The sequence below is a fragment of the Dyella flagellata genome (genome assembly GCF_030160275.1).
Taxonomy (GTDB): domain Bacteria; phylum Pseudomonadota; class Gammaproteobacteria; order Xanthomonadales; family Rhodanobacteraceae; genus Dyella_B; species Dyella_B flagellata.
Window position 1 is genome coordinate 31962 of the sequence record NZ_BSOA01000050.1, and the last position, 19144, is coordinate 51105.

Here is a 19144-nt window from a genome sequence, read left to right on the forward strand (position 1 = left end):
CCGCGGACTTAAGCCATGTCTATGTCTACCGACACGCCCCCTACTCGCCGCATCCGCTGGACCCACGCCTATCGCATCGTGCCGAGCCGCTTTCCGCCGGCCGGGTTGTTCGACCGCATTGCCAATCCGGCCGACCTGGATGCGATTTTTGCGCTGGAAGCGATGACCAATCCGCGCCTGCGCGAGGAAGCCGACGCCTTGCGCCTGGTGCCGAAGGAGCACCGCATCAGTGGACCGGGCTCGACACCGGTGATGGCCGCGTTCACCCATCTGAATCCGGAAGGCAGCCGTTTTTCCGACGGTACCTGGGGTGTGTTCTACGCGGCGCGCAACGTGATCACCGCGGTCGAAGAAACGGTGTACCACCGCGAGCGATTCCTGGCGGCTACGGCGGAACCGGCCTGCGATATCGAGATGCGTTGTTATCGCACCAGTGTCGACTGCAAGCTGCACGATATTCGCGGCGGCTGGATTCAAGCGCACGATCCGGACAGCTATGCCGATAGCGTCAAGCTGGCGCGTAGGCTGCGCGAAGCAGACTCCAACGGCATCGTGTACGACAGTGTGCGCCATCGCGGCGGTGAATGCCTGGCGGCCTTCCATCCCGACGCCGTTGCGCCCTGCGTGCAGGCGCAACACCTGACCTATCGATGGGACGGCGAACGCATCGCGAACGTGTTCGAGGTAAGCGAGCTAAAGCGTGGCTGAGTGGGTTTTCCCGATGCCGGGATCGTACGCACTGGAGAGTTCATGAAGATTCTATTCGCATGGTTGCTGGCCCTGGTTTCCGGCCTCGCTTACGCCCAAAACACCCACACGCATTGGAACGGCGCAATCGAAGCTTTCGAGACCTCCGATCGCGCCCACCCGCCGCCGCAGCATGCAGTGTTGTTCATTGGCAGTTCGTCGATCGAGCATTGGAAGTCGGTGGCGGCAGATTTCCCCGAGGTGAAAGTGATCAACCGCGGCTTCGGCGGCTCGGAGCTGGGCGATTCCACCTATTTCGCCGATCGCATCATCAAGCCCTACCAGCCACGCGCCATCGTGCTGTATGCAGGCGACAACGATCTGTACGACGGCCGCACGCCACAACAGGTGCGCGATGATTTCGCCGCGTTCGTGCGCAAGGTGCGTTCGTTCGACCGAGGCGTGGCGATCGCCTTCATTTCGATCAAGCCGAGCGTGGCGCGCGCAGCGCTGCTGCCGAAGATCGAGCAGGCGAATGAACTGGTGCGCGAATACGCGGCGACGCAGAAGCAGGTGACGTACGTGGACGTGTTCACGCCGATGCTAGGGGCGGACAGCAAGCCACAGCCGCGATGGTTCATCGAGGATGGGCTGCATATGAACCGCACGGGCTATGCGTTGTGGATCAGCAAGCTCAAGCCATGGGTGGATGCGCACGGGCGCTAATCGCCGGCGTAGGCTGGGATGAAATCCCAGCACCGCCTTCCGCATGAAAGCTGGGATTTCATCCCAGCCTACGTATCGGCGCCGGTTGCAAACCCTTCGCGGGTGCCGTGATTGAACACGCGGTCGCTATCGAGCACATCCGCCGCGGCATGCGCGGTGTGCTGCTTCAGCTCGGCGTAGATCGGGGTGAAATCCGGCCGTGTCGCTTCGAACAGCTGCTCGAAGCTGTCGATCACGAAATAGGTCTGCTGGTAGGTGTCGATGCGATAGCGGGTGTTCATCACGCGCTCCAAACCGAAGCCGATGCGGTTTGGCGCGGTCGCGTCCAGGCAGTAGATCGACTCGCCCTTGGAGCTGACGATGCCGGCGCCGTAGATGCGCATGCCTTCGTCGGTGTTGATGAGCCCGAACTCCACCGTGTACCAGTACAGGCGCGTCAGGTTCATCAGTGCCTCCGGACCGATGCCGAACGCCTTCATGCCGCCACGGCCATAGGCCTGCATGTAGTCGGCAAAGATCGGGTTGAGCAGCAGCGGCACGTGGCCGAACAGGTCATGGAACAGGTCCGGCTCGCTCAGGTAGTCGAGCTGTTCGGGCTTGCGTATCCACCAGCTCACCGGGAAACGCCGGTTGGCCAGGTGATCGAAGAAAACTTCATCCGGTAGCAAGCCTTCCACCGCGACCAGCTCCCAGCCGGTGGCCTTGCCCAGTACCTGGTTGAGCTCGGCGAACTTGGGGATGCCGCCTTCGCCCATGCCGAAGCGCTCCAGGCCATCCAGAAATTCGCGGCAGGCGCGGCCGGGCAGCAATTCCCGCTGGCGCTTGTACAGCGTGTCCCATACCTCATGGTCGGTGCGGCTGTAGCTGGACCAGGGCTGCTCCACCACGCCGGTGGCGTAGACCGGAACGTAGCCGCGGTCGGTCTGCTGGTGTTCGACGCGGCGCGGGTTGCGGGAGGTATCCATGGACGGCTCCGGAAAAGCTTGCGGGATGGTCAATAGAATACGTCCCGTCCTGCGCATTTTGTTTGTTTTGTTGTGCATTGTAGCGCCATTCGCGCAATAATCATGCGTCACAGCGTCATTTAATCGAGGTATCGTGCATGGTGAACCTGGATCGTACCGACTTGCGCATGCTTGGCGTGCTGCAGGCCGAAGGGCGCATTACCAATGCCGACCTGGCTGAGCGGGTCAATCTGTCCCCTTCCGCTTGCCTGCGCCGCTTGCAACGGATGGAAAGCGAGGGCGTGCTTGCCGGCTACAGCGCGCAGGTGGATCCGGAGGCGGTAGGGCTGGGCCTGCAGGCGTTCGTGCGGGTGCAGCTCACCCGTCACGAAAGCGATGTGATCGAGCGCTTTGTGGAACGGGTGAACGGTTGGGACGAGGTAGTGGCCTGCTACGCGCTCACCGGCGACATGGACTACCTCATGCACATTTATGTCGCCGACCTGCAGCATTTCTCGCGCTTCCTGCTCGACCGCCTGCTCAACGCCTCCGGCGTGGCGGATGTGAATTCCAGCTTCGTGCTACGCACGGTAAAACGCTCGGCGGCCCTGCCGCTGACCCAACTGGAACGCCCGTAGGCTGGGATGACAATCCCAGCATCGGAAAGCCGTGTGTAAGCTGGGATTGTCATCCCAGCCTACGCTTAGCCGCTTTCGCCTACCAGTTCCAGCGGCTTTGAACCGAGACGGCGTTGAATGCGCAAAGCCAGGAATGCGGCGATCACGCCGGTCGCGCCGGCGATCACGAACGGCGTGAGATAGCTGCCTAATTGCACCCGCAACACACCCGCCATGAAGGCCGCCGCCGCCGCACCCACCTGATGCCCCGCCACGACCCAGCCGAACACCACCGGTGCATCGCGGTCGCCGAACGCGTCGGTGGTGAGACGCAGGGTGGGCGGCACCGTGGCAATCCAGTCCAGGCCATAGAACACGCCGAACAAGGCCAGGCTGGAGAGCGAGAAATCCGAGTAGGGCAGGTACATCAGCGACAGGCCGCGTAGTCCGTAGTACGCAAACAGCAGCTTGCGCGGATCGAAACGGTCGGTCAGCCAGCCGGATGCGGTGGTGCCGAACAGATCGCAAATGCCCATCATCGCCAGCACGCCGGCGGCGCGTACCTCCGGAATGCCATGATCGCCGCACAGCGCGATGAAATGCGTACCGATCAGCCCGTTGGTGGTGAAGCCGCACACGAAGAAGGTGGCGAACAGCAGCCAGAACACGCCGCGCTTGCTGGCGCGATGCAGGGTGCCCAGGGTCAGTACGAACAGATTTCCCGCCGGCCCACCGGCATCCACCGGCTCATTCGCTGCGGCGCCGTAGCGGGTCAGGCCAATGTCGGCAGGACGTTCCGGCATCAGCCATAGCACCAGCGGCAGCAACAGCGCGCAAACCGCGGCGATGGTCAGCACCACCGGCCGCCAGCCGGCGTATTCGGCAATGAAGGCCAGGCCGGGCAGGAAGATCAGTGTGCCGGTGGCGGTGCTGGCGGTCAGCAAGCCCATCATCAGGCCGCGGTGCGTGCTGAACCAGCGAGACACCACGGTCGCACCCAGCACCACCGCCACGCAGCCGGTGCCGGCGCCGGACAGCACCCCCCAGGTCAGCAACAGATGCCAGGGGCGTGTCATGAAAGCGCTGGATGCTGCCGCCAGCGCCATCACCGCCAAGGCAATCAGCAGCACCCGCTTGATGCCGAAGCGCTGCATCAGCGCGGCGGCGAACGGACCCATCAGGCCGTAGAGCAGGATACCGACGGCTGCGGCGGAAGAAATGTCGTCCCGGCTCCAGCCGAAGGCGTGGCCCAGCGGCAACATCAGTACGCCAGGGGTGGCGCGCATGCCGGCCGAAGCCAACAGAGCCAGGAACACCACGGCGATCACCACGAAAGCGTACTTTTGGCCGAATGGCCGTTGCTGCGGTATAGTCATGTCATGTTACCGATCGGTACGGGTTCGGTGCAGCATACGTACCGATCGGTAACACTGTCAACCCTGCGCTGATCGCCATGCCTACCAAACCCAAACCCCAATCCGCCACCGAAGCCCCGCGCCGTGCGGCGGACCGTATCCGCGACACCGCCTTCGACCTGTTTTATCGCGAGGGCATCCGCGCCGTCGGCGTGGAGGAAATCGTCTCGCAGGCCGGTGTCACCAAGCCCAGCCTGTATCGCGCGTTCGAATCCAAAGACGAACTCATCGCCGCCTACCTGCGCGACTACAACCACCGCTTCTGCGAGCGCTTCGAGGCGCCGGCCGCCGAGCATCCGGATGATCCCAAGCAGCACCTGCTCGCCTACCTCGACCGACTGGCCCAACGAGCGAGCCACGATGGATATCGGGGCTGCGGCCTTACCAATGCGTTGATCGAGTATCCCGAGCCTGAACATCCCGCGCACCGGGTGGCACAAGAAAGCAAGCAACAGCTGCGCGAACGGCTGCGCGAAATGTGCCGAGGCATGGGCGCGCGCGATCCGGATGAATTGGCCGACGGACTGTTGTTACTGCTTGAGGGAACTTACGTTTCGGGCCAGGCTTTCGGCGAAGGCGGCCCTGCGCATGTGCTGGGCGTGATAGCGCGGCGGCTGATCGAGGCGTCGATGTAGGCGGATGCCCGCAGCTCCTCGCTGGCCGGGACGAGGATGCTGCACTGCCGATAAGGCATCGATTAACGCTAAACTAACTGCACTGATGAGCATCGAAGCCGTTTCTACCCCCGACCGAGACCTGTTGCGCCCGCTGCGTTACTTGTGGCGCGTCCCACTGCTGCTCGTGCACATAGTGCTAGGCATCCTGCTGTGCGGACTGATCCTGACCTGGAACCGCGGCGCGGTAATGAAGGACGGGCGCGAGCCGTTCACCCATCGGATGATTCGTGCGTGGTCTGCTGGGCTGATGCACATCTTCGGCTTGCGTTCCGTACGCGTCGGGCAGCCGTTGCGTGACGCGGTACTGTTCGTCGCCAACCACACTTCCTGGATCGACATCGAGCTGTTGCACAGCCAGCGCGCAGCCTGCTTCGTGGCCAAGGCGGAAATCGCCCGCTGGCCGCTGGTCGGCTGGTTGGCCGCCAGCGGCGGCACGATTTTCCACCGGCGCGGTAGCAACCATTCGCTGGCGGCAGTGATGGGAGTGATGGTGGAGCGCCTGCGCAGCGGACGCTCCGTGGCGGTTTTTCCCGAGGGCGGCACCGGCCATAACGGTGTGCTGAGAGTATTCCATGCGCGCATCTTCCAGGCCGCGCTGGACGCCGAGGTGCCGGTGCAGCCGGTGGCCTTGCGCTTCGTGCGTGACGGCAAGCGGCAGATCGATGCCGGTTTTCGCGACCACGAGAACTTCATGCAGAACTTCTTGCGCATGCTTGGCGGTCCGGCGATGGATGCGGAAGTGCATTTCCTCGAAGCGGTGCCCGCGAGCCCCGAAGGCCGCCGCCGCATGGCGGATCTCGCGCGCGAACGCATTGCCGCCGCGTTGGAGGACCGTCCGGCATGAGCTTGCCGCAGGGACGCGACTTCCAGCCGCGTTGGCCGCTGACCAGCGGGCATATCCAAACCATGCTCTCCTCCAGCGGTGTACGGCGCTCACTGCTGCCGCGCCGCGCGTACCGCGTGCTGCAAGATGCGCAGGAAGTGCTAGTGGACGGTGGCGACGGCATCCGCCTGACCGGCTCCTACACCGCGCAAACAGCCCAGGCGTCGTCGCGTGGCCTGGCTGTGCTGTTCCATGGCTGGGAAGGCAGCGTCGACTCTACCTACGTCTTGCAAACCGGCAGCCGGCTGCTTGAAGACGGCTGGGACATTTTTCGCCTCAACTTCCGTGATCATGGCGAAAGCCACGGACTCAACGAGGCACTGTTCCACTCCTGCCGGCTGGATGAAGTGGTGCATGCGCTGGGTGACATCGCACGGCGCTGGCCGGCGCCGGTCATGGCGCTGGCAGGGTTTTCGCTCGGCGGCAATTTCGCGCTGCGAGTGGCGATGCAGGCGCCGGCGCAGGGCATCGCGCTTCACTACGCGCTTGCCGTATGTCCGATCATCGATCCCAGCGAAGGCCTGTTTTCGCTGGAAGCATCCGCGCCATGGTTCTACCAGGCGTACTTCATGAACAAATGGCGGCATTCGTTGCGCGCCAAGCAGAAGGCGTTTCCGGAAGTCCAATACTTCGAATTGCAGGAGCTGAAGCAGAACCTGCGCGGCCTTACCGAAGCGCTGGTGTTGCGCCACACCGATTTCGGTTCGCTCGAAGCCTATCTGGACGGCTATTCCGTGGCCGGCCGCGCGCTGGCGAACATGCAGATTCCGGCCACGATTCTTACCGCGCGCGACGATCCGGTGATTCCTGTCACCGCGTTCGAAAAACTGGAACTGCCGAGCAACGTCGAACTGGATATCGCCACCTATGGCGGGCACTGCGGCTTTATCCGCGGCTGGGACATGACCAGCTTCTGCGACGATTACATCGCGGCACGCTTCAACGCGGTGGCCGAAGGGCATTCCCACGGCAGTTGAGGGCGAGTGACTTTTTGCACGGTGACTTCCCGCAGGGGAAGTCACCGGCGTGCGTGCGTAAGCTTCGGCCTCACCTTCACCCGAGCGCCGCCGGAACCCCGCCATGAAATTCCGCATCGCTGTGTTGCCCGCGCTGTTGTCACTGATTCTGCCAACGATCAGCTTTGCCGCGAATCCACCGCAGGACGGCGAGCTGGTGCAGGCTGGCGGACATCCAGGTTGTGAACTCGTCGATGCAAAAAGCTGCGTTGATGAGGCCATCGCCGCCATGGGCGGCAGACAGCGGCTCGAAGCCATCCACAGCCTCCGCTACGATCATTACGGACATGCTGTGGCGGCCGAACAGTCCTATCGTCAGCAGCCGTTCCTCACTTCCTACGAACGCGACAAAGTCACCATCGACTTCGACCGGCAGCGCTGGATAAGCGATGAGGAGTTCATCTGGCCGGAAGCCGATCCGCATGCCGAAACCATCAAATCGATGCTGGTCGCGACGCCGCAAGCCGCTGTTCGCCGCGGGCAGCAGGGCATTTCGCCAGGCTCGCTGACCGATCTGGACATTACCCGAGATACCCTGGAATTGGGCCCGGAACGCCTGTTGCTGCATGCGGCGGCCGCGGGAGACCTGCATTACGCCGCATCGCAGTGGCTACGCGCTACGCCGCACAGCGTAGTTGAATTCAACTGGCAAGGCAGGCCGGTGCGAGTGCTGCTCAATGCCCACAACCACTTGCCGGATGCGTTGGAGCGCACCACCACCTTCAATGACTATTGGTTCGCATGGGGCGACGTCGATCAGCGTATCTATTTCGATGATTGGCATCTGGCGCAAGGCGTGCTCCTTTCGACCAATCGCATCGACCAGCGCAACGGCATATGGCTGGCGTCTTCCCAGTTGCTCAATCCAGAGCTGAACGTCGATCTGGACGACAAGGCATTCAGCATGGATCCGGCCATGGCTGCCAAGAGCAGCCAATCCCGAGGCTGGAATCGCGTCTTCAGCGACCGGCAGCACGTGCAGCTGGCACCCGGCATCGAGCTTTATCAGGGCGCATGGAACACCACGCTGATCAAGCAGGATGACGGCGTGCTCGTGCTGGAAGCGCCGATTTCACCGAGCTACGTGAAAGGCATACTCGCCAAAGTACATAGCCAATATCCGGGCGTGCCGATCAAGGGTGTGCTCAGCACCTCCGATTCATGGCCGCATATCGCCGGCGTCAGGCAGGCCGTCGCCGAGGGCGTAACGGTCTATGCGTTGGACCTTAATCGGCCCTTGCTGGATCGCCTGGTGAACGCGCCGCATCGCTTGCAGCCGGACGATCTGGCGATGCATCCAAAGCCACCGCACTGGGTAAGCGTGAGTGATCGCCTGGTATTGGGGGATGGTGCGAATCAAGCCGTGCTGTATCCGCTGCGGGGCGCGTCGACCGAACGCCAGTACATGGTTTACTTCCCGCGATACAAGCTGCTGTATGCCAGTGACACGTTGGCGATGACTGCCAACAACACACTGTACGACCCGGAACTGATGTACGAAGTGGCGCGGGCCGTGGCACGCGAACATCTGCAGGTCGACACGGTGTATGCCATGCACGAGGGGCCTACACCGTGGAAAAAGGTACAGCAGTGGCTCGCTCAAGCCATGCAGACCGTAGAGCCCGCAAGCTAACGTAGGCTGGGATGACAATCCCAGCATCACCAGGCTGCCGCAAAGCTGGGATTGCCATCCCAGCCTACCTCAATCGGCCAGCACGCAACGCCCCTGCGCCCACGCGCGCAATGCCTCCACTTGTTCGTGCATCAACACCGACAAGGGTCTTGTGGTCTGCAAAGCGTGCAACAGCGTCGCCTGGTCGAGCACGCCGCCATTGCCGCCGGCATCGTAAAGCGCACTGACGACGGCCTGCTCGATCTCCGCGCCCGAAAAACCATCGCTCGCCTGCGCCAACGCATCCAGGTCGAACTCGTTCGTATCCAGCTTGCGCCGCTTCAAATGCATGGCGAAGATCGCCGCGCGCACTTCCGGCTTGGGCAGGTCGACGAAGAAGATTTCATCGAAGCGCCCCTTGCGCAGCAGTTCCGCCGGCAGCTCGTGCACTGCGTTCGCGGTGGCGACCACGAACACTTTGGCCTTGCGTTCCGCCATCCAGGTCAGCAGATAGCCAAGCACACGCCGTGACACGCCGCCGTCTTCGCCGCCGCTGGCCAGGCCTTTTTCGATCTCGTCGATCCACAATACGCACGGCGCCAGCACTTCGCAGCTTGCCAGCGCCTCACGCAGGTTCTTCTCGGTTTCGCCCTGGTATTTGTCGTACAGCGAGCCGAAATCCATGCGTACCAGCGGCACGCCGAAACCACCGGCAATCGCCTTGGACACCAAGCTCTTGCCGCAGCCCTGCACACCGAGCAGCAGCACGCCCTTGGGCGGGTCCAGCGCAGGGCTTGGATCGAGAAACACCGCGCGCCGCCGCTGCACCCAGTCGCGCACATGGCTTACGCCAGCCACGTCGGCGAAGCTGGCCGTGGCGTATTCGTAATGCAGCAGGCCGGAGCGGTTGAGCAGCTCGAACTTGGCCTTCATCAATTCGGGCAAGTCGCTCGCATTGAGCGCACCGTCGTTGTAGATCAGTTTGCGTACGATGCGTCGCGCATCCGGTGCGCTGAGCCCGACCAGGTTACGCACGATGGTGCGGGCCGCTTCATTGTCCACCACCAGCTTGCGGTTGTTCTCCCGTTGCCAGGCGGTGGCTTCGCCGCGCAGGATGCCAGCCAGCTCCTTGATGTCGGGCAGCGCCAGCGGCACGCGGGTGGCCAGCGCGTCGAGTTCTTGCGGCAGCTCCACCTTCGCGCCCACCAGCACCAGCGTATGCGCCGCCGAGCGCTGCCGTTGCACGATCTCGCGCATCTGCCGCAAGGTCCCGGCGTATTGCAGCAAGGGCTGGAAATCGAACAGCAGATAGATACTGCGCTCTGGCGTCTCGCGGATCGTGCTGAGCGTCGAGGTAGCGTCGGGCGCGATCCCGGTCTCGCTCGACCCGCTGAAATCCAGCCGCTCCAGGCCATTGGTGAGCGTCCATTGCCACAACGGGTGCAGCACCTGGGCGATGACATGGCGAAAGCAATCGATCACCCGTTGTTCGTCGATCGTTTCGATCACCAGCAAGGGGGTTGCGGCACGTACCAGCGTGCTGAGGTCTTCCAATTCGCTCATGCCGGGCACGCGGGAATAGATCAGGGGGCCCTCTAAGTTAGCAGAGCTGTCACGATCGGATCATGGCCCGCCCGCTAGGATCAGCGAGGACAGGGGGCGTGGGTTCGGTGTAACCGGCCCCGGGCTGACGGCCTTCACGCCGGGACAGCACGCCCTATGGCACATGGATAGGGGGCGCGGCAGGATGCCCTGGAATCGGAGGAAGCATTGCCATGCTGCACTACGCTCTGGTCTTCCTGGTCATCGCCGTAATTGCCGCCCTCCTTGGGTTTACCGGCATCGCCGGTACCGCCGCGTGGATCGCCAAAGTGCTGTTCGTGCTATTCCTGATCCTGGCGGTGATCGCCTTCTTCAGGCGAACCGGCTGAACAGTGCGAGCACCGGTTCAGCCAACCACGCGGCAAACCGTTAGAGTGACCATCCTTGATCTCACGGAGCAACTTCATGAACAACGAAGTCCAGGCGAACGAAAGCAACCTCCATGGACGCATCGACCAAGGCGCCGAGCGTATCAAGCAAGCTACCTCCGACGTCGTGGCCACCAGCAAGGAAAAATTCGATCGCGCGGCCGACCGCGTGGAAGAACGCGTGCATCACGCTACCGACAAGGCCGCGGGTGCGGCCAATCGCGCTACCGACAAAGTCAACGAGGCCACCGAGCGCGGGCGGCAGGCTTATGACGACGCCAGGGAACGTGCCGACGAGTGGCTGGAGGAAGTGCGAGAGTACGTGCGTCAAAAGCCGGTACAGGCGGTGGCCATTGCCCTGGGCGCCGGCTGGCTGCTCGGCCGCATCCTGCGTCGTTGAACTCCAACTAGGCACGGAGGCGGGCAATGCACGATTCCGTGCGCGACAACGAAACGGCGGCGGCGCCGGAACCCGGCGATGAGGCAGATTCGAGCAGTCTGTTGAACGATTTGGGCCGGCTTGGGCGCGCCGTGCGCAGCCTGTTCGGCGCGCAACTGAGCCTGCTCGCGGCGGAACTGGGGCTGGCGCGCAGCGCCGTCACCTGGCTGCTCGCGGCGGGCCTGGCCGCCACCATCGCCGGCGTGGGCCTGGGGCTCACCCTGCTTGGCCTGATCGGCCTGATGCTGGCCAAATGGCTGGCTTCCTGGATCTGGGCCTTTGTGGCGCTGGCGGTGCTGGAAGCCTTGGGCCTGTTCGGCGCGATCGTACTGTTCCGCCGTTGCATGCACTGGATGAGCCTGCCCGGTACCCGGCAGGAATGGCATGCGATCATGCGCGATACGTTGCATCGGGCCGAACAGGACATCGGCACCGAAAAGGGGGAATGACATGGGCTTGTTCAAGCAACTGGAAAGGGTGGACCTCGCGCGCCAGCGCGTGGCGCGCCACCGCGACGAAATGGCCGCCCCGGCGGCTGCCCTGCTGGAGCGCGGCTACCGCCATCCGCTGGCCACGGTAGGCGCTGCCGCGGGTGCGGGTTTTGTGCTCGGCAGCCTTGGCGTAGGTCCCTTGCGTGTGCCGGGCCTGATCACGGGCTTGAGCACAGGGCTGGCGGAAATCGTGGCCTATGGCACCCGCCTGATCGCCGAGCTGGGCCTTGACGCGGGCGAGCCCGCTGGCGACAGCGATGAAACATGACCGTCGTTCCGCCGGTGGCTGAAACATCGTCGCCCAAGCCAGCTGTGAGGGCTCCCGTTGGCGTGGAAAAACAAATGCAGCAGGCGACACGCGGCGTCTATCGCCTGCATGGCCATCTGCGCGCCATCCGCGTAGCGCTCAATGCGTTGCTGATCCTCGCCCTGCTCTACACCGTCACCCTGGTCAAGGCGCTGATCATCCCGCTGGTGCTGGCCGCCTTCATTGGCCTTGCCCTGAACCCGATCGTGGCGCGCGGTACCCGCCATCACATACCGCGTTGGCTAGGTGCGAGCGTGCTGATGGGCACGCTGATCACCGGCATCGTCGCCGGCATCAGCATGCTGACCCAGCCGGCGCTGGGCTGGCTGCATAGCGCGCCTTCGCAGATCCGCAGCTTCGTTCCCAAGCTGCAGCACTTCACGCGCCCGCTGGAAGCGGCCGGCCGCGCCACGCAGGCATTGGTCAATGGCCATCCGACCTTGTCTTCGGCACAGAATCCCGGTGATGTCGCGATCAGCGTGTGGGATGTGCTGGCGGGCGCACCCAAGGTTTTGGCGGCCGTGCTCACCGTGCTGCTGCTGGTGTATTTCTTCCTGGTCTACGGCGACCTCATCCTGCGCCGTCTGGTCGAGATCGCGCCCAACTTCGGCTACAAGCGCCATGCCGTAAGCATCGTGCGCGGCATCCAGACCGAAGTGTCGCGCTACATCCTCACCACGATCGTGATCAACGCAACGCTCGGCATCACCACCGCCGGCATGCTGTACCTGCTGCACATGCCCGACCCGTTGCTGTGGGGCACGGTGGCGATGTTCGCCAATTTCATTCCGTATGTCGGGGCGATCGTGACCACCACGACCTTGTTGTTCGTGGGGCTGATCCATTTCGAAGTGCTGGCAAATGCTTTGCTGCCAGCCTTGTGCTTCGCCGGCCTCACGGCGGTGGAAGGCAACTTGATTACGCCGATGATTCTGGGCCGGCGCATGCGCGTGAGCCCGATCGCCATCCTGATCTGGCTGCTGATCTGGGGCTGGCTGTGGGGTGTGCCCGGTGCCTTGCTGGCGGTGCCGATGCTGACCAGCGCGAAGCTGATTGCCGAACGCGTGCGCGGTTGGGAGTGGTTCGCGCGGATGGTGCAGCGCTGAAACAGCTACCGCTGGGATGCAATCCCAGCTTCCATGACTTACCAGTTGTCGAGCAAGCTGGGATTGGCATCCCAGCCTACCCAAAACCAAAGCAAGCGAACCCTCTTCATTGCAATAACAGGTTGACCATCGCCGGTAAGCCAAGCCAAGCAGGACGGTTCAAGCAACGAGATGAAGAAATCGGCAGCGAAACCGCCGTGTTAGTGGTTACATCGGACACCGGGCATACCCAGTCGTGTACAAGGTAAAACCTTATTGCTTGATTTTCTGCTTCGGTAGGCCTGATGTCATCGCGAACAACGGTATGCCCAAGGTGCTGCTCAAGTTCCAACAAATAGCCGAAGGTATCGGACATCATGATATGAGGTCGCGCCCATTCAGCCTCCGCTAGATCGCCTGCCAGAAAAAAAATCCTGTCTTGATTTGGCGCAGGGTTGGGAAGGACATCGTGACTCGCCTCAAACCCGGGATGATCCAAGCCCAGGGCATGACCCGTTAGATGTAGTAGGCGAGCAGTCAGATAGTTATCAATATAAACCTGCGCTGGGGTGTCACCAAAAAGGGGAAGCCTATTCCGAAGCTCGGCAGATATCCTCCTTGGAATGACGCTAATGGTATTGCGAGCTTCGCCAGCACCTGATCGATACGAATCGATTTGCCCTTCCCCGAGAACTTCAGGGGGAAAATTGGTGCTTCTAGCCTCAAAAACCAGGTCAGCCTGCGTTGACAGGTTAACCCGCTCGAACGAACACGTAGCCGGTTGTCCAGGTAGGACCGTAGCTGACCGCCATTGCTCCAATGCTCTTTGCACAAGAGCATCGCCATTTACAAAACGAACTGCGCCGCCTGCTGTTAGCTGGATGGGAATAGTGCTGAAGCCGGGCTCCACATAATAGCGGATCGGTATGGCGTGAAGTACGCAAATGCGATAATAAAGCGGCCCAACATCGGCATTTGATGCGGAAACCAAATTGCCATTGTGGGCGACGCAAGTTTCTGAAATTAAAAGAAAAATAGAAGCGACAAGGGTATAAAAAACGGTTTTACAAGAAATCATGAGACATGATTCGTGACAAATATGGGCTATAGATTAAGGCCAACATATTCATGGGGTATTTCATGCCGCACGATTGCGCTACAAATTCTTACCGGAATCGGCGTCTTAGTCCGTGAGGCAATTCCAACTCGATGAATCGTTCTATTTCCCACGGCGAGACTAGGCATGGGGAGAACAGCTGGGTGCTCGTAGGGCTCGGCGAAAATTTCCTTGGACGGCCGAAGGTCTATGCCAGGACGACGGCTAGTTTTGGGGCAGCACCAGTGACGCCGATTTTTGCTGGACAGGCGGCAGCAAGAAGGTGAGGAGAAACCTCAGGAAGAGAAGCCCCGTGAATTGGGAGCTGAAGCAAACCCTCCCCTGCATGCGGCAGGGGAGGGTGAGGCTTACGGTGTTTGGGCTACGTTCGCACACTTCGCGTCGTCGCAAGCTTGCCAACCGCCACCCAGTGCTTTGTACAAGGCCACCGCCCGCGTATCGATCGCGCTTTCCGACTGCGCCAGCGCATCCTCGGCGGCCAGCTGCACGCGTTCGGCGTCAAGCAATTCCAGGTAGCCGGTAGCGCCTTCCTGATAGCGCACACGCGCCAGCTCCGCCGCACGCCGGCTTTGCTGCGCCTGGGCGATCAACTGCTCCACCCGCCCATGCTCGGCGTTGTAGTTGCTGACGGCGTTGTCCACGTCCTCGATCGCTTGCAGCACGGTGCGTTGGTAATTCGCCTCGGCCGCATCGGCGCGCGCCTCAGTGGCGTGCAGTCTGGAGCGCACGCGTTCCACGTTCAGGCCGTTCCAGGTGATGCTAGGCATGTACGACCAGGCGCGTGAAGCCGGGCCGCCGAAGTCATTGCTGCGACCGGCCAGGAAGCCGACGAAGCCACCCAGGGTGATATGCGGAAAGAAATCCGCCTTGGCCACACCGATACGTGCGGTGGCCGCGGCATATTCCCGTTCCGCGATGCGCACGTCGGGACGGCGTGCGAGCACATCACCGTCTTCGCCAATCGGCAACACGGTGGCGATCGGCTTGAAGGTGGTGGGCGACACATCGACTTCCAGCTCGCCCGGGCGTTCGCCCAGCAGCACCGCCAAGCGGTACTCGTACGCGCGGGTTTGCGCGTCCAGTACCGGCAACTGCGCCTTGGCCGCGCTGAGCTGCGCGCTGGCGCTCGCCACATCCTGCTCCGAGGCCGTGCCGATCTGCGCTCGCGCGCCGATCAGCTTGAGCGAGTCCGCCTGGTTGGCGATATTGCGCTGGGCAATTGCCAGGCGCTGTTGCGTGCCGCGCAATTCAAAATAATTGCGCGCCACTTCCGCAAACAGGCTTACCTGCGCATCGTGCATCGAGGCTTCGCTGGCGCCCAGGTCGCCACGCGCGGCTTCCACCGAGCGGCGGATGCCGCCGAACAGGTCCACTTCCCACGAGGCATCGAAGCCGGCCTGATAGCTATCGACGGATAGACGCTGTGCCGTGCCAAAGCCGGGTTGCTGCTCGCGTGAGCGCTGGAAATCGATGGTCGTATCGATGGTCGGAATCTGGTCCGACTTCGCCGTGCCGAGCAGCGCGCGCGACTCGGCCAGCCGTGCCCGCGCAATACGCAGATCAAGGCTACCCTTGGCCGCGCGCTGGATCAGCCCATCCAGCACCGGATCATTGAATTGCTTCCACCAGGCGGCCTGGAACTGCGTGTGGCTTTCGCGCGCCGCATCGATGTTCTGCACGTTGGCCGGCTGGGTGTTCGGGGTTTTGTAATCCGGCCCCACGCTGACGCAACCGGCCAGCGCGAGTGCCGCAAACAACGTGGTATTACGCAGAAAACTTATCATCTCAATGCCCCTCCAAGGCGGGCAAGTTGGATGCATGCTGCTTCTTGCGCGCTTCACGGCGTTCCACCATGGCGCGGATCAGCACGTAGAACAGCGGGGTATAGATCAGGCCGAAGATGGTCACGCCCAGCATGCCGGAGAACACCGCCACGCCCATCGCATGACGCATTTCCGCACCGGCGCCGTGCGAGGTCACCAGCGGCACCACGCCCATGATGAAGGCGATCGAGGTCATCAGGATCGGACGCAAGCGCAGGCGAGCTGCTTCAAGTACTGCGTCATAGCGCGTCATGCCTTCATGCTGGCGCTCGCGAGCGAATTCCACGATCAGGATCGCGTTCTTGCACGCCAGCCCCACCAGCACGATCAGGCCGATCTGGGTGAAGATGTTGTTGTCGCCGCCCGACAGCCACACACCGGCGATCGCGGACAGCAGCACCATCGGCACGATCAGGATCACCGCCAGCGGCAGCGACCAGCTCTCGTACAGCGAGGACAGCACGAAGAACACCAGCAGCACGCACAACGGGAACACGAGGATGGCGGTGTTGCCGGCCAGGATCTGCTGGTAGGTCAGCTCGGTCCACTCAAAGCTCATGCCGTTTGGCAGGTTATCCTTTGCCAGTTTCTCCATCGCCGCCTGCGCCTGGCCCGAGCTGAAGCCAGGGGCCGGACCGCCGTTGATTTCCGCGGTGATGTAGCCGTTGTAATGCTGCACACGCTCCAGGCCGGCCGTATGACGCACCGTCACGAACGAACCCAGCGGCACCATCTCGCCTTTGTTGTTGCGCGTCTTCAGTTGCAGGATGTCCTCCGCCTGGTGGCGGAAGGCCGGCTCGGCCGAGACGTTGACCTGGTACACGCGGCCGAAACGGTTGAAGTCGTTCACGTACAGCGAGCCGAGGTAGGCCTGCAGGGTTTCGTTGGCATCGCTCAGGTCGATGCCTTCGGCCTTCGCCTTCTCGCGATTCACGTCCGCGTCGACCTGCGGCACGCTCACCTGGTAGCTGGAGAACAGCCCCGCCAAGGCCGGCACTTTGCGGCTCTGCATCACCAGGTTCTGCGTCTGCTTGTACAGCTCGTCGAAACCGAGCTGGCCACGATCCTCGATCTGGATGCGGAAACCGCCGATGGTGCCCAGGCCCTGCACGGGCGGCGGCGGGAAGATGGCGATGTAGGCGTCCTGGATGCCGGCGAACTTCTGGTTCAAGGCCATGGCGATCGCGCCGGCGGAGAGCGACGGATCACGGCGCTCCTCGAACGGCTTGAGCGGCACGAACACGATGCCCGCGTTGGTGGCATTGGTGAAGCCGTTGATCGACAGGCCCGGGAACGCCACCGCGTTCTGCACGCCGGGTTGTTTTAGCGCGATCGCCGACATGCGGCGGATCACGTCTTCCGTGCGATCCAGCGAAGAAGCATCCGGCAGCTGTGCGAACGCCACCAGGTATTGCTTGTCCTGCTGCGGCACGAAGCCGGTTGGCACGTGATAGAAACCGAAGCCTGCCAGCGCGATCAGGCCGACATACAGCACTAACGCCACCGGTCCCGTGCCCACGATGCGGCGCACACCACCGACGTAGCGGTCCGCACTGCGTTTGAAGAAACGATTGAACGGACGGAACAGCCAGCCCAGCGCCTTTTCCATCAGGATGGAGACGCGGTCCTTCGGCGCATCGTGACCCTTCAGCAGCACCGCGGCGAGCGCCGGGCTCAGGCTGAGCGAATTGAAGGCCGAGATCACCGTGGAGATGGCGATGGTCAACGCGAACTGGCGGTAGAACTGGCCGGTGAGGCCGCTGATGAAGGCGGTCGGGATGAACACCGCGCACAGCACCAGGGCGGTGGCGATGATCGGTCCGGTCACCTCGTTCATGGCGCGGCGCGTGGCTTCGCGTGGCGTATGGCCCAGCTCGATGTTGCGCTCGACGTTCTCCACCACCACGATCGCATCGTCCACCACGATGCCGATCGCCAGCACCAGGCCGAACAGTGACAGCGCGTTGAGCGAGAAGCCGGCCACATACATGACCGCGAATGTGCCGATCAGGGAGACCGGCACGGCGACCAGCGGGATCACCGAGGCGCGCCAGGTCTGCAGGAACAGGATCACCACCAGCACGACCAGGAAGATCGCTTCCACCAGTGTATGCGCCACCGCTTCGATCGAGCCGCGCACGAACACCGTGGGGTCGTACACGATCTGGTAGCCGACGCCCTGCGGGAACTCCTTGCTCAGCTCCTTCATCGTGGCGCGCACTTCGTTGGAGATCTGGATGGCGTTGGAGCCAGGGCGCGCAAAGATCGGAATCGCCACCGCCGGCTGGTTATCCAACAAGCTGCGCAGCGCGTACTGATTGGAGCCCAGCTCGATGCGGGCGACATCGCGCAGATGCACCACGCTGCCGTCCGAATCGGTGCGTACGATGATGTTGCCGAATTCCTCGGTGGTGCTGAGGCGGCCCTGCGTGTGGATATTGAGCTGGAAGTCCGTGTTGCCCGGCACCGGCGGCGCATTCAAAGCGCCTGCGGCCACGGCGACGTTCTGCTCCTGGATCGCATGCACGATGTCGCCGGTGGTCATGTTGCGCTGGGCCAGTTTGTTGGGGTCCAGCCACACACGCATGCTGTATTCGCCGGCGCCGAACAACTGCACGTCGCCCACGCCATCGAGGCGCAGCAGGGTGTCCCTGATGTGCAAACGCGCGTAGTTCGACAGGTAGAGCATGTCGTAACGGTTATCCGGCGAAGTCAGGTGCACGACCATGGTCAGGTCGGGCGAACTCTTCTGCGTGGTGACACCCAGGCGCTGCACTTCTTCGGGCAGGCGTGGCAGGGCTTGTGACACGCGGTTCTGCACTTCCACCTGCGCATTGTTCAGGTCGGTGCCTAGTGCGAAAGTAACGGTCAGCGTCATCTGGCCGTCGCTGGTCGCCTGCGAGGACGAATACAGCATGCCCTCCACGCCGTTGATCTGTTCTTCCAGCGGGGTGGCCACGGTTTCGCCGATCACCTCCGGGCTGGCGCCCGGATAGTTGGCGTGCACCACCACCGTGGGCGGCACCACTTCGGGGTATTCGCTGATCGGCAGCTTGAACACCGCAATGCTGCCCGCGATCACGAAGATCAGCGAGAGCACCGCGGCCATGATCGGCCGGTCGACGAAAAACTGTGCGATGTTTTTCATGTCAGTTCTCGAATTCATTTGCATGACGCATGCGCCAAACAGTTGGCAGATGCGCGAACCTACTGCTCCCTCCCCTACGTGCAGTAGGGAAGGGTTGGGGTGGGTGTAGCCCACCATCTCGCGGTGAACTCATGGTGTGCGGCAAGCGCAGGCAACCCCACCCCGACCTTCCCCTGCTCACAGGGGA

At 62.6% G+C, this 19144-nt stretch carries 18 protein-coding genes; 12 read left to right on the top strand and 6 right to left on the bottom strand.

Annotation, left to right across the window (positions count from 1 at the left end; genetic code table 11):
* The first annotated feature begins 21 nt into the window (after positions 1-21).
* Positions 22-708 (top strand): RES family NAD+ phosphorylase, encoded by a 687-nt coding sequence (locus QQJ96_RS21505; protein WP_284334221.1) that lies wholly within the window; start codon positions 22-24, stop codon positions 706-708.
* Between the two features lie 42 nt (positions 709-750).
* On the top strand, positions 751-1413 hold the full coding sequence (locus QQJ96_RS21510) for an SGNH/GDSL hydrolase family protein (RefSeq protein ID WP_284334088.1): 663 nt from the start codon (positions 751-753) through the stop codon (positions 1411-1413).
* 68 nt (positions 1414-1481) lie between these two features.
* Here the strand turns inward: QQJ96_RS21510 and phhA are convergent, their stop codons facing one another.
* Positions 1482-2378 (bottom strand): phenylalanine 4-monooxygenase, encoded by an 897-nt coding sequence (gene phhA, locus QQJ96_RS21515; RefSeq protein ID WP_284334089.1) that lies wholly within the window; start codon positions 2376-2378, stop codon positions 1482-1484.
* A 137-nt stretch (positions 2379-2515) separates the two neighbouring features.
* Between phhA and QQJ96_RS21520 the strand changes: the two genes are divergently transcribed.
* Positions 2516-2995, top strand: a complete 480-nt coding sequence (locus tag QQJ96_RS21520) for an Lrp/AsnC family transcriptional regulator (protein ID WP_284334090.1) — start codon at positions 2516-2518, stop codon at positions 2993-2995.
* Positions 2996-3060: 65 nt separating this feature from the next.
* On the opposite strand, the gene QQJ96_RS21525 is transcribed toward QQJ96_RS21520, so the two are convergent.
* Positions 3061-4350, bottom strand: a complete 1290-nt coding sequence (locus QQJ96_RS21525) for an MFS transporter (RefSeq protein ID WP_284334091.1) — start codon at positions 4348-4350, stop codon at positions 3061-3063.
* 77 nt (positions 4351-4427) lie between these two features.
* Here QQJ96_RS21525 and QQJ96_RS21530 point away from each other — a divergent pair, with 77 nt between their 5' ends.
* From QQJ96_RS21530 to QQJ96_RS21545, 4 genes are all read left to right on the top strand, one after another.
* Positions 4428-5024, top strand: coding sequence for a TetR/AcrR family transcriptional regulator (locus tag QQJ96_RS21530; protein ID WP_284334092.1), 597 nt, complete (start codon positions 4428-4430; stop codon positions 5022-5024).
* Between the two features lie 85 nt (positions 5025-5109).
* A complete protein-coding gene (locus QQJ96_RS21535) occupies positions 5110-5910 on the top strand; it encodes a lysophospholipid acyltransferase family protein (RefSeq protein ID WP_284334093.1) in 801 nt (266 codons plus the stop codon).
* On the top strand, positions 5907-6926 hold the full coding sequence (locus QQJ96_RS21540; protein WP_284334094.1) for a YheT family hydrolase: 1020 nt from the start codon (positions 5907-5909) through the stop codon (positions 6924-6926). The genes QQJ96_RS21535 and QQJ96_RS21540 overlap by 4 nt, the downstream gene beginning before the upstream one ends.
* A gap of 103 nt (positions 6927-7029) precedes the next feature.
* Positions 7030-8598, top strand: a complete 1569-nt coding sequence (locus QQJ96_RS21545) for an MBL fold metallo-hydrolase (protein ID WP_284334095.1) — start codon at positions 7030-7032, stop codon at positions 8596-8598.
* A gap of 69 nt (positions 8599-8667) precedes the next feature.
* Here QQJ96_RS21545 and QQJ96_RS21550 read toward each other — a convergent pair whose 3' ends face one another.
* Complete coding sequence (locus QQJ96_RS21550; protein ID WP_284334096.1) at positions 8668-10140, bottom strand: AAA family ATPase; 1473 nt, start codon at positions 10138-10140, stop codon at positions 8668-8670.
* A gap of 212 nt (positions 10141-10352) precedes the next feature.
* Here QQJ96_RS21550 and QQJ96_RS21555 point away from each other — a divergent pair, with 212 nt between their 5' ends.
* From QQJ96_RS21555 to QQJ96_RS21575, 5 genes are all read left to right on the top strand, one after another.
* Positions 10353-10508, top strand: a complete 156-nt coding sequence (locus QQJ96_RS21555) for a DUF1328 domain-containing protein (protein ID WP_284334097.1) — start codon at positions 10353-10355, stop codon at positions 10506-10508.
* Positions 10509-10584: 76 nt separating this feature from the next.
* Positions 10585-10947 (top strand): ElaB/YgaM/YqjD family protein, encoded by a 363-nt coding sequence (locus tag QQJ96_RS21560; protein ID WP_284334098.1) that lies wholly within the window; start codon positions 10585-10587, stop codon positions 10945-10947.
* A 26-nt stretch (positions 10948-10973) separates the two neighbouring features.
* A complete protein-coding gene (locus QQJ96_RS21565; protein ID WP_284334099.1) occupies positions 10974-11435 on the top strand; it encodes an ABC transporter ATP-binding protein in 462 nt (153 codons plus the stop codon).
* Position 11436: 1 nt separating this feature from the next.
* Positions 11437-11745, top strand: coding sequence for a hypothetical protein (locus QQJ96_RS21570; RefSeq protein ID WP_284334100.1), 309 nt, complete (start codon positions 11437-11439; stop codon positions 11743-11745).
* Positions 11742-12890, top strand: coding sequence for an AI-2E family transporter (locus tag QQJ96_RS21575; protein ID WP_284334101.1), 1149 nt, complete (start codon positions 11742-11744; stop codon positions 12888-12890). Before QQJ96_RS21570 ends, QQJ96_RS21575 begins: the two co-directional genes overlap by 4 nt.
* A gap of 106 nt (positions 12891-12996) precedes the next feature.
* Here QQJ96_RS21575 and QQJ96_RS21580 read toward each other — a convergent pair whose 3' ends face one another.
* The 3 genes from QQJ96_RS21580 to QQJ96_RS21590 form a co-directional block, all read right to left on the bottom strand.
* Complete coding sequence (locus tag QQJ96_RS21580; RefSeq protein WP_284334102.1) at positions 12997-13947, bottom strand: zinc metalloprotease; 951 nt, start codon at positions 13945-13947, stop codon at positions 12997-12999.
* Positions 13948-14333: 386 nt separating this feature from the next.
* A complete protein-coding gene (locus QQJ96_RS21585; protein ID WP_284334103.1) occupies positions 14334-15770 on the bottom strand; it encodes an efflux transporter outer membrane subunit in 1437 nt (478 codons plus the stop codon).
* Position 15771: 1 nt separating this feature from the next.
* Positions 15772-18957, bottom strand: a complete 3186-nt coding sequence (locus tag QQJ96_RS21590; RefSeq protein WP_284334104.1) for an efflux RND transporter permease subunit — start codon at positions 18955-18957, stop codon at positions 15772-15774.
* Positions 18958-19144 lie beyond the last annotated feature (187 nt).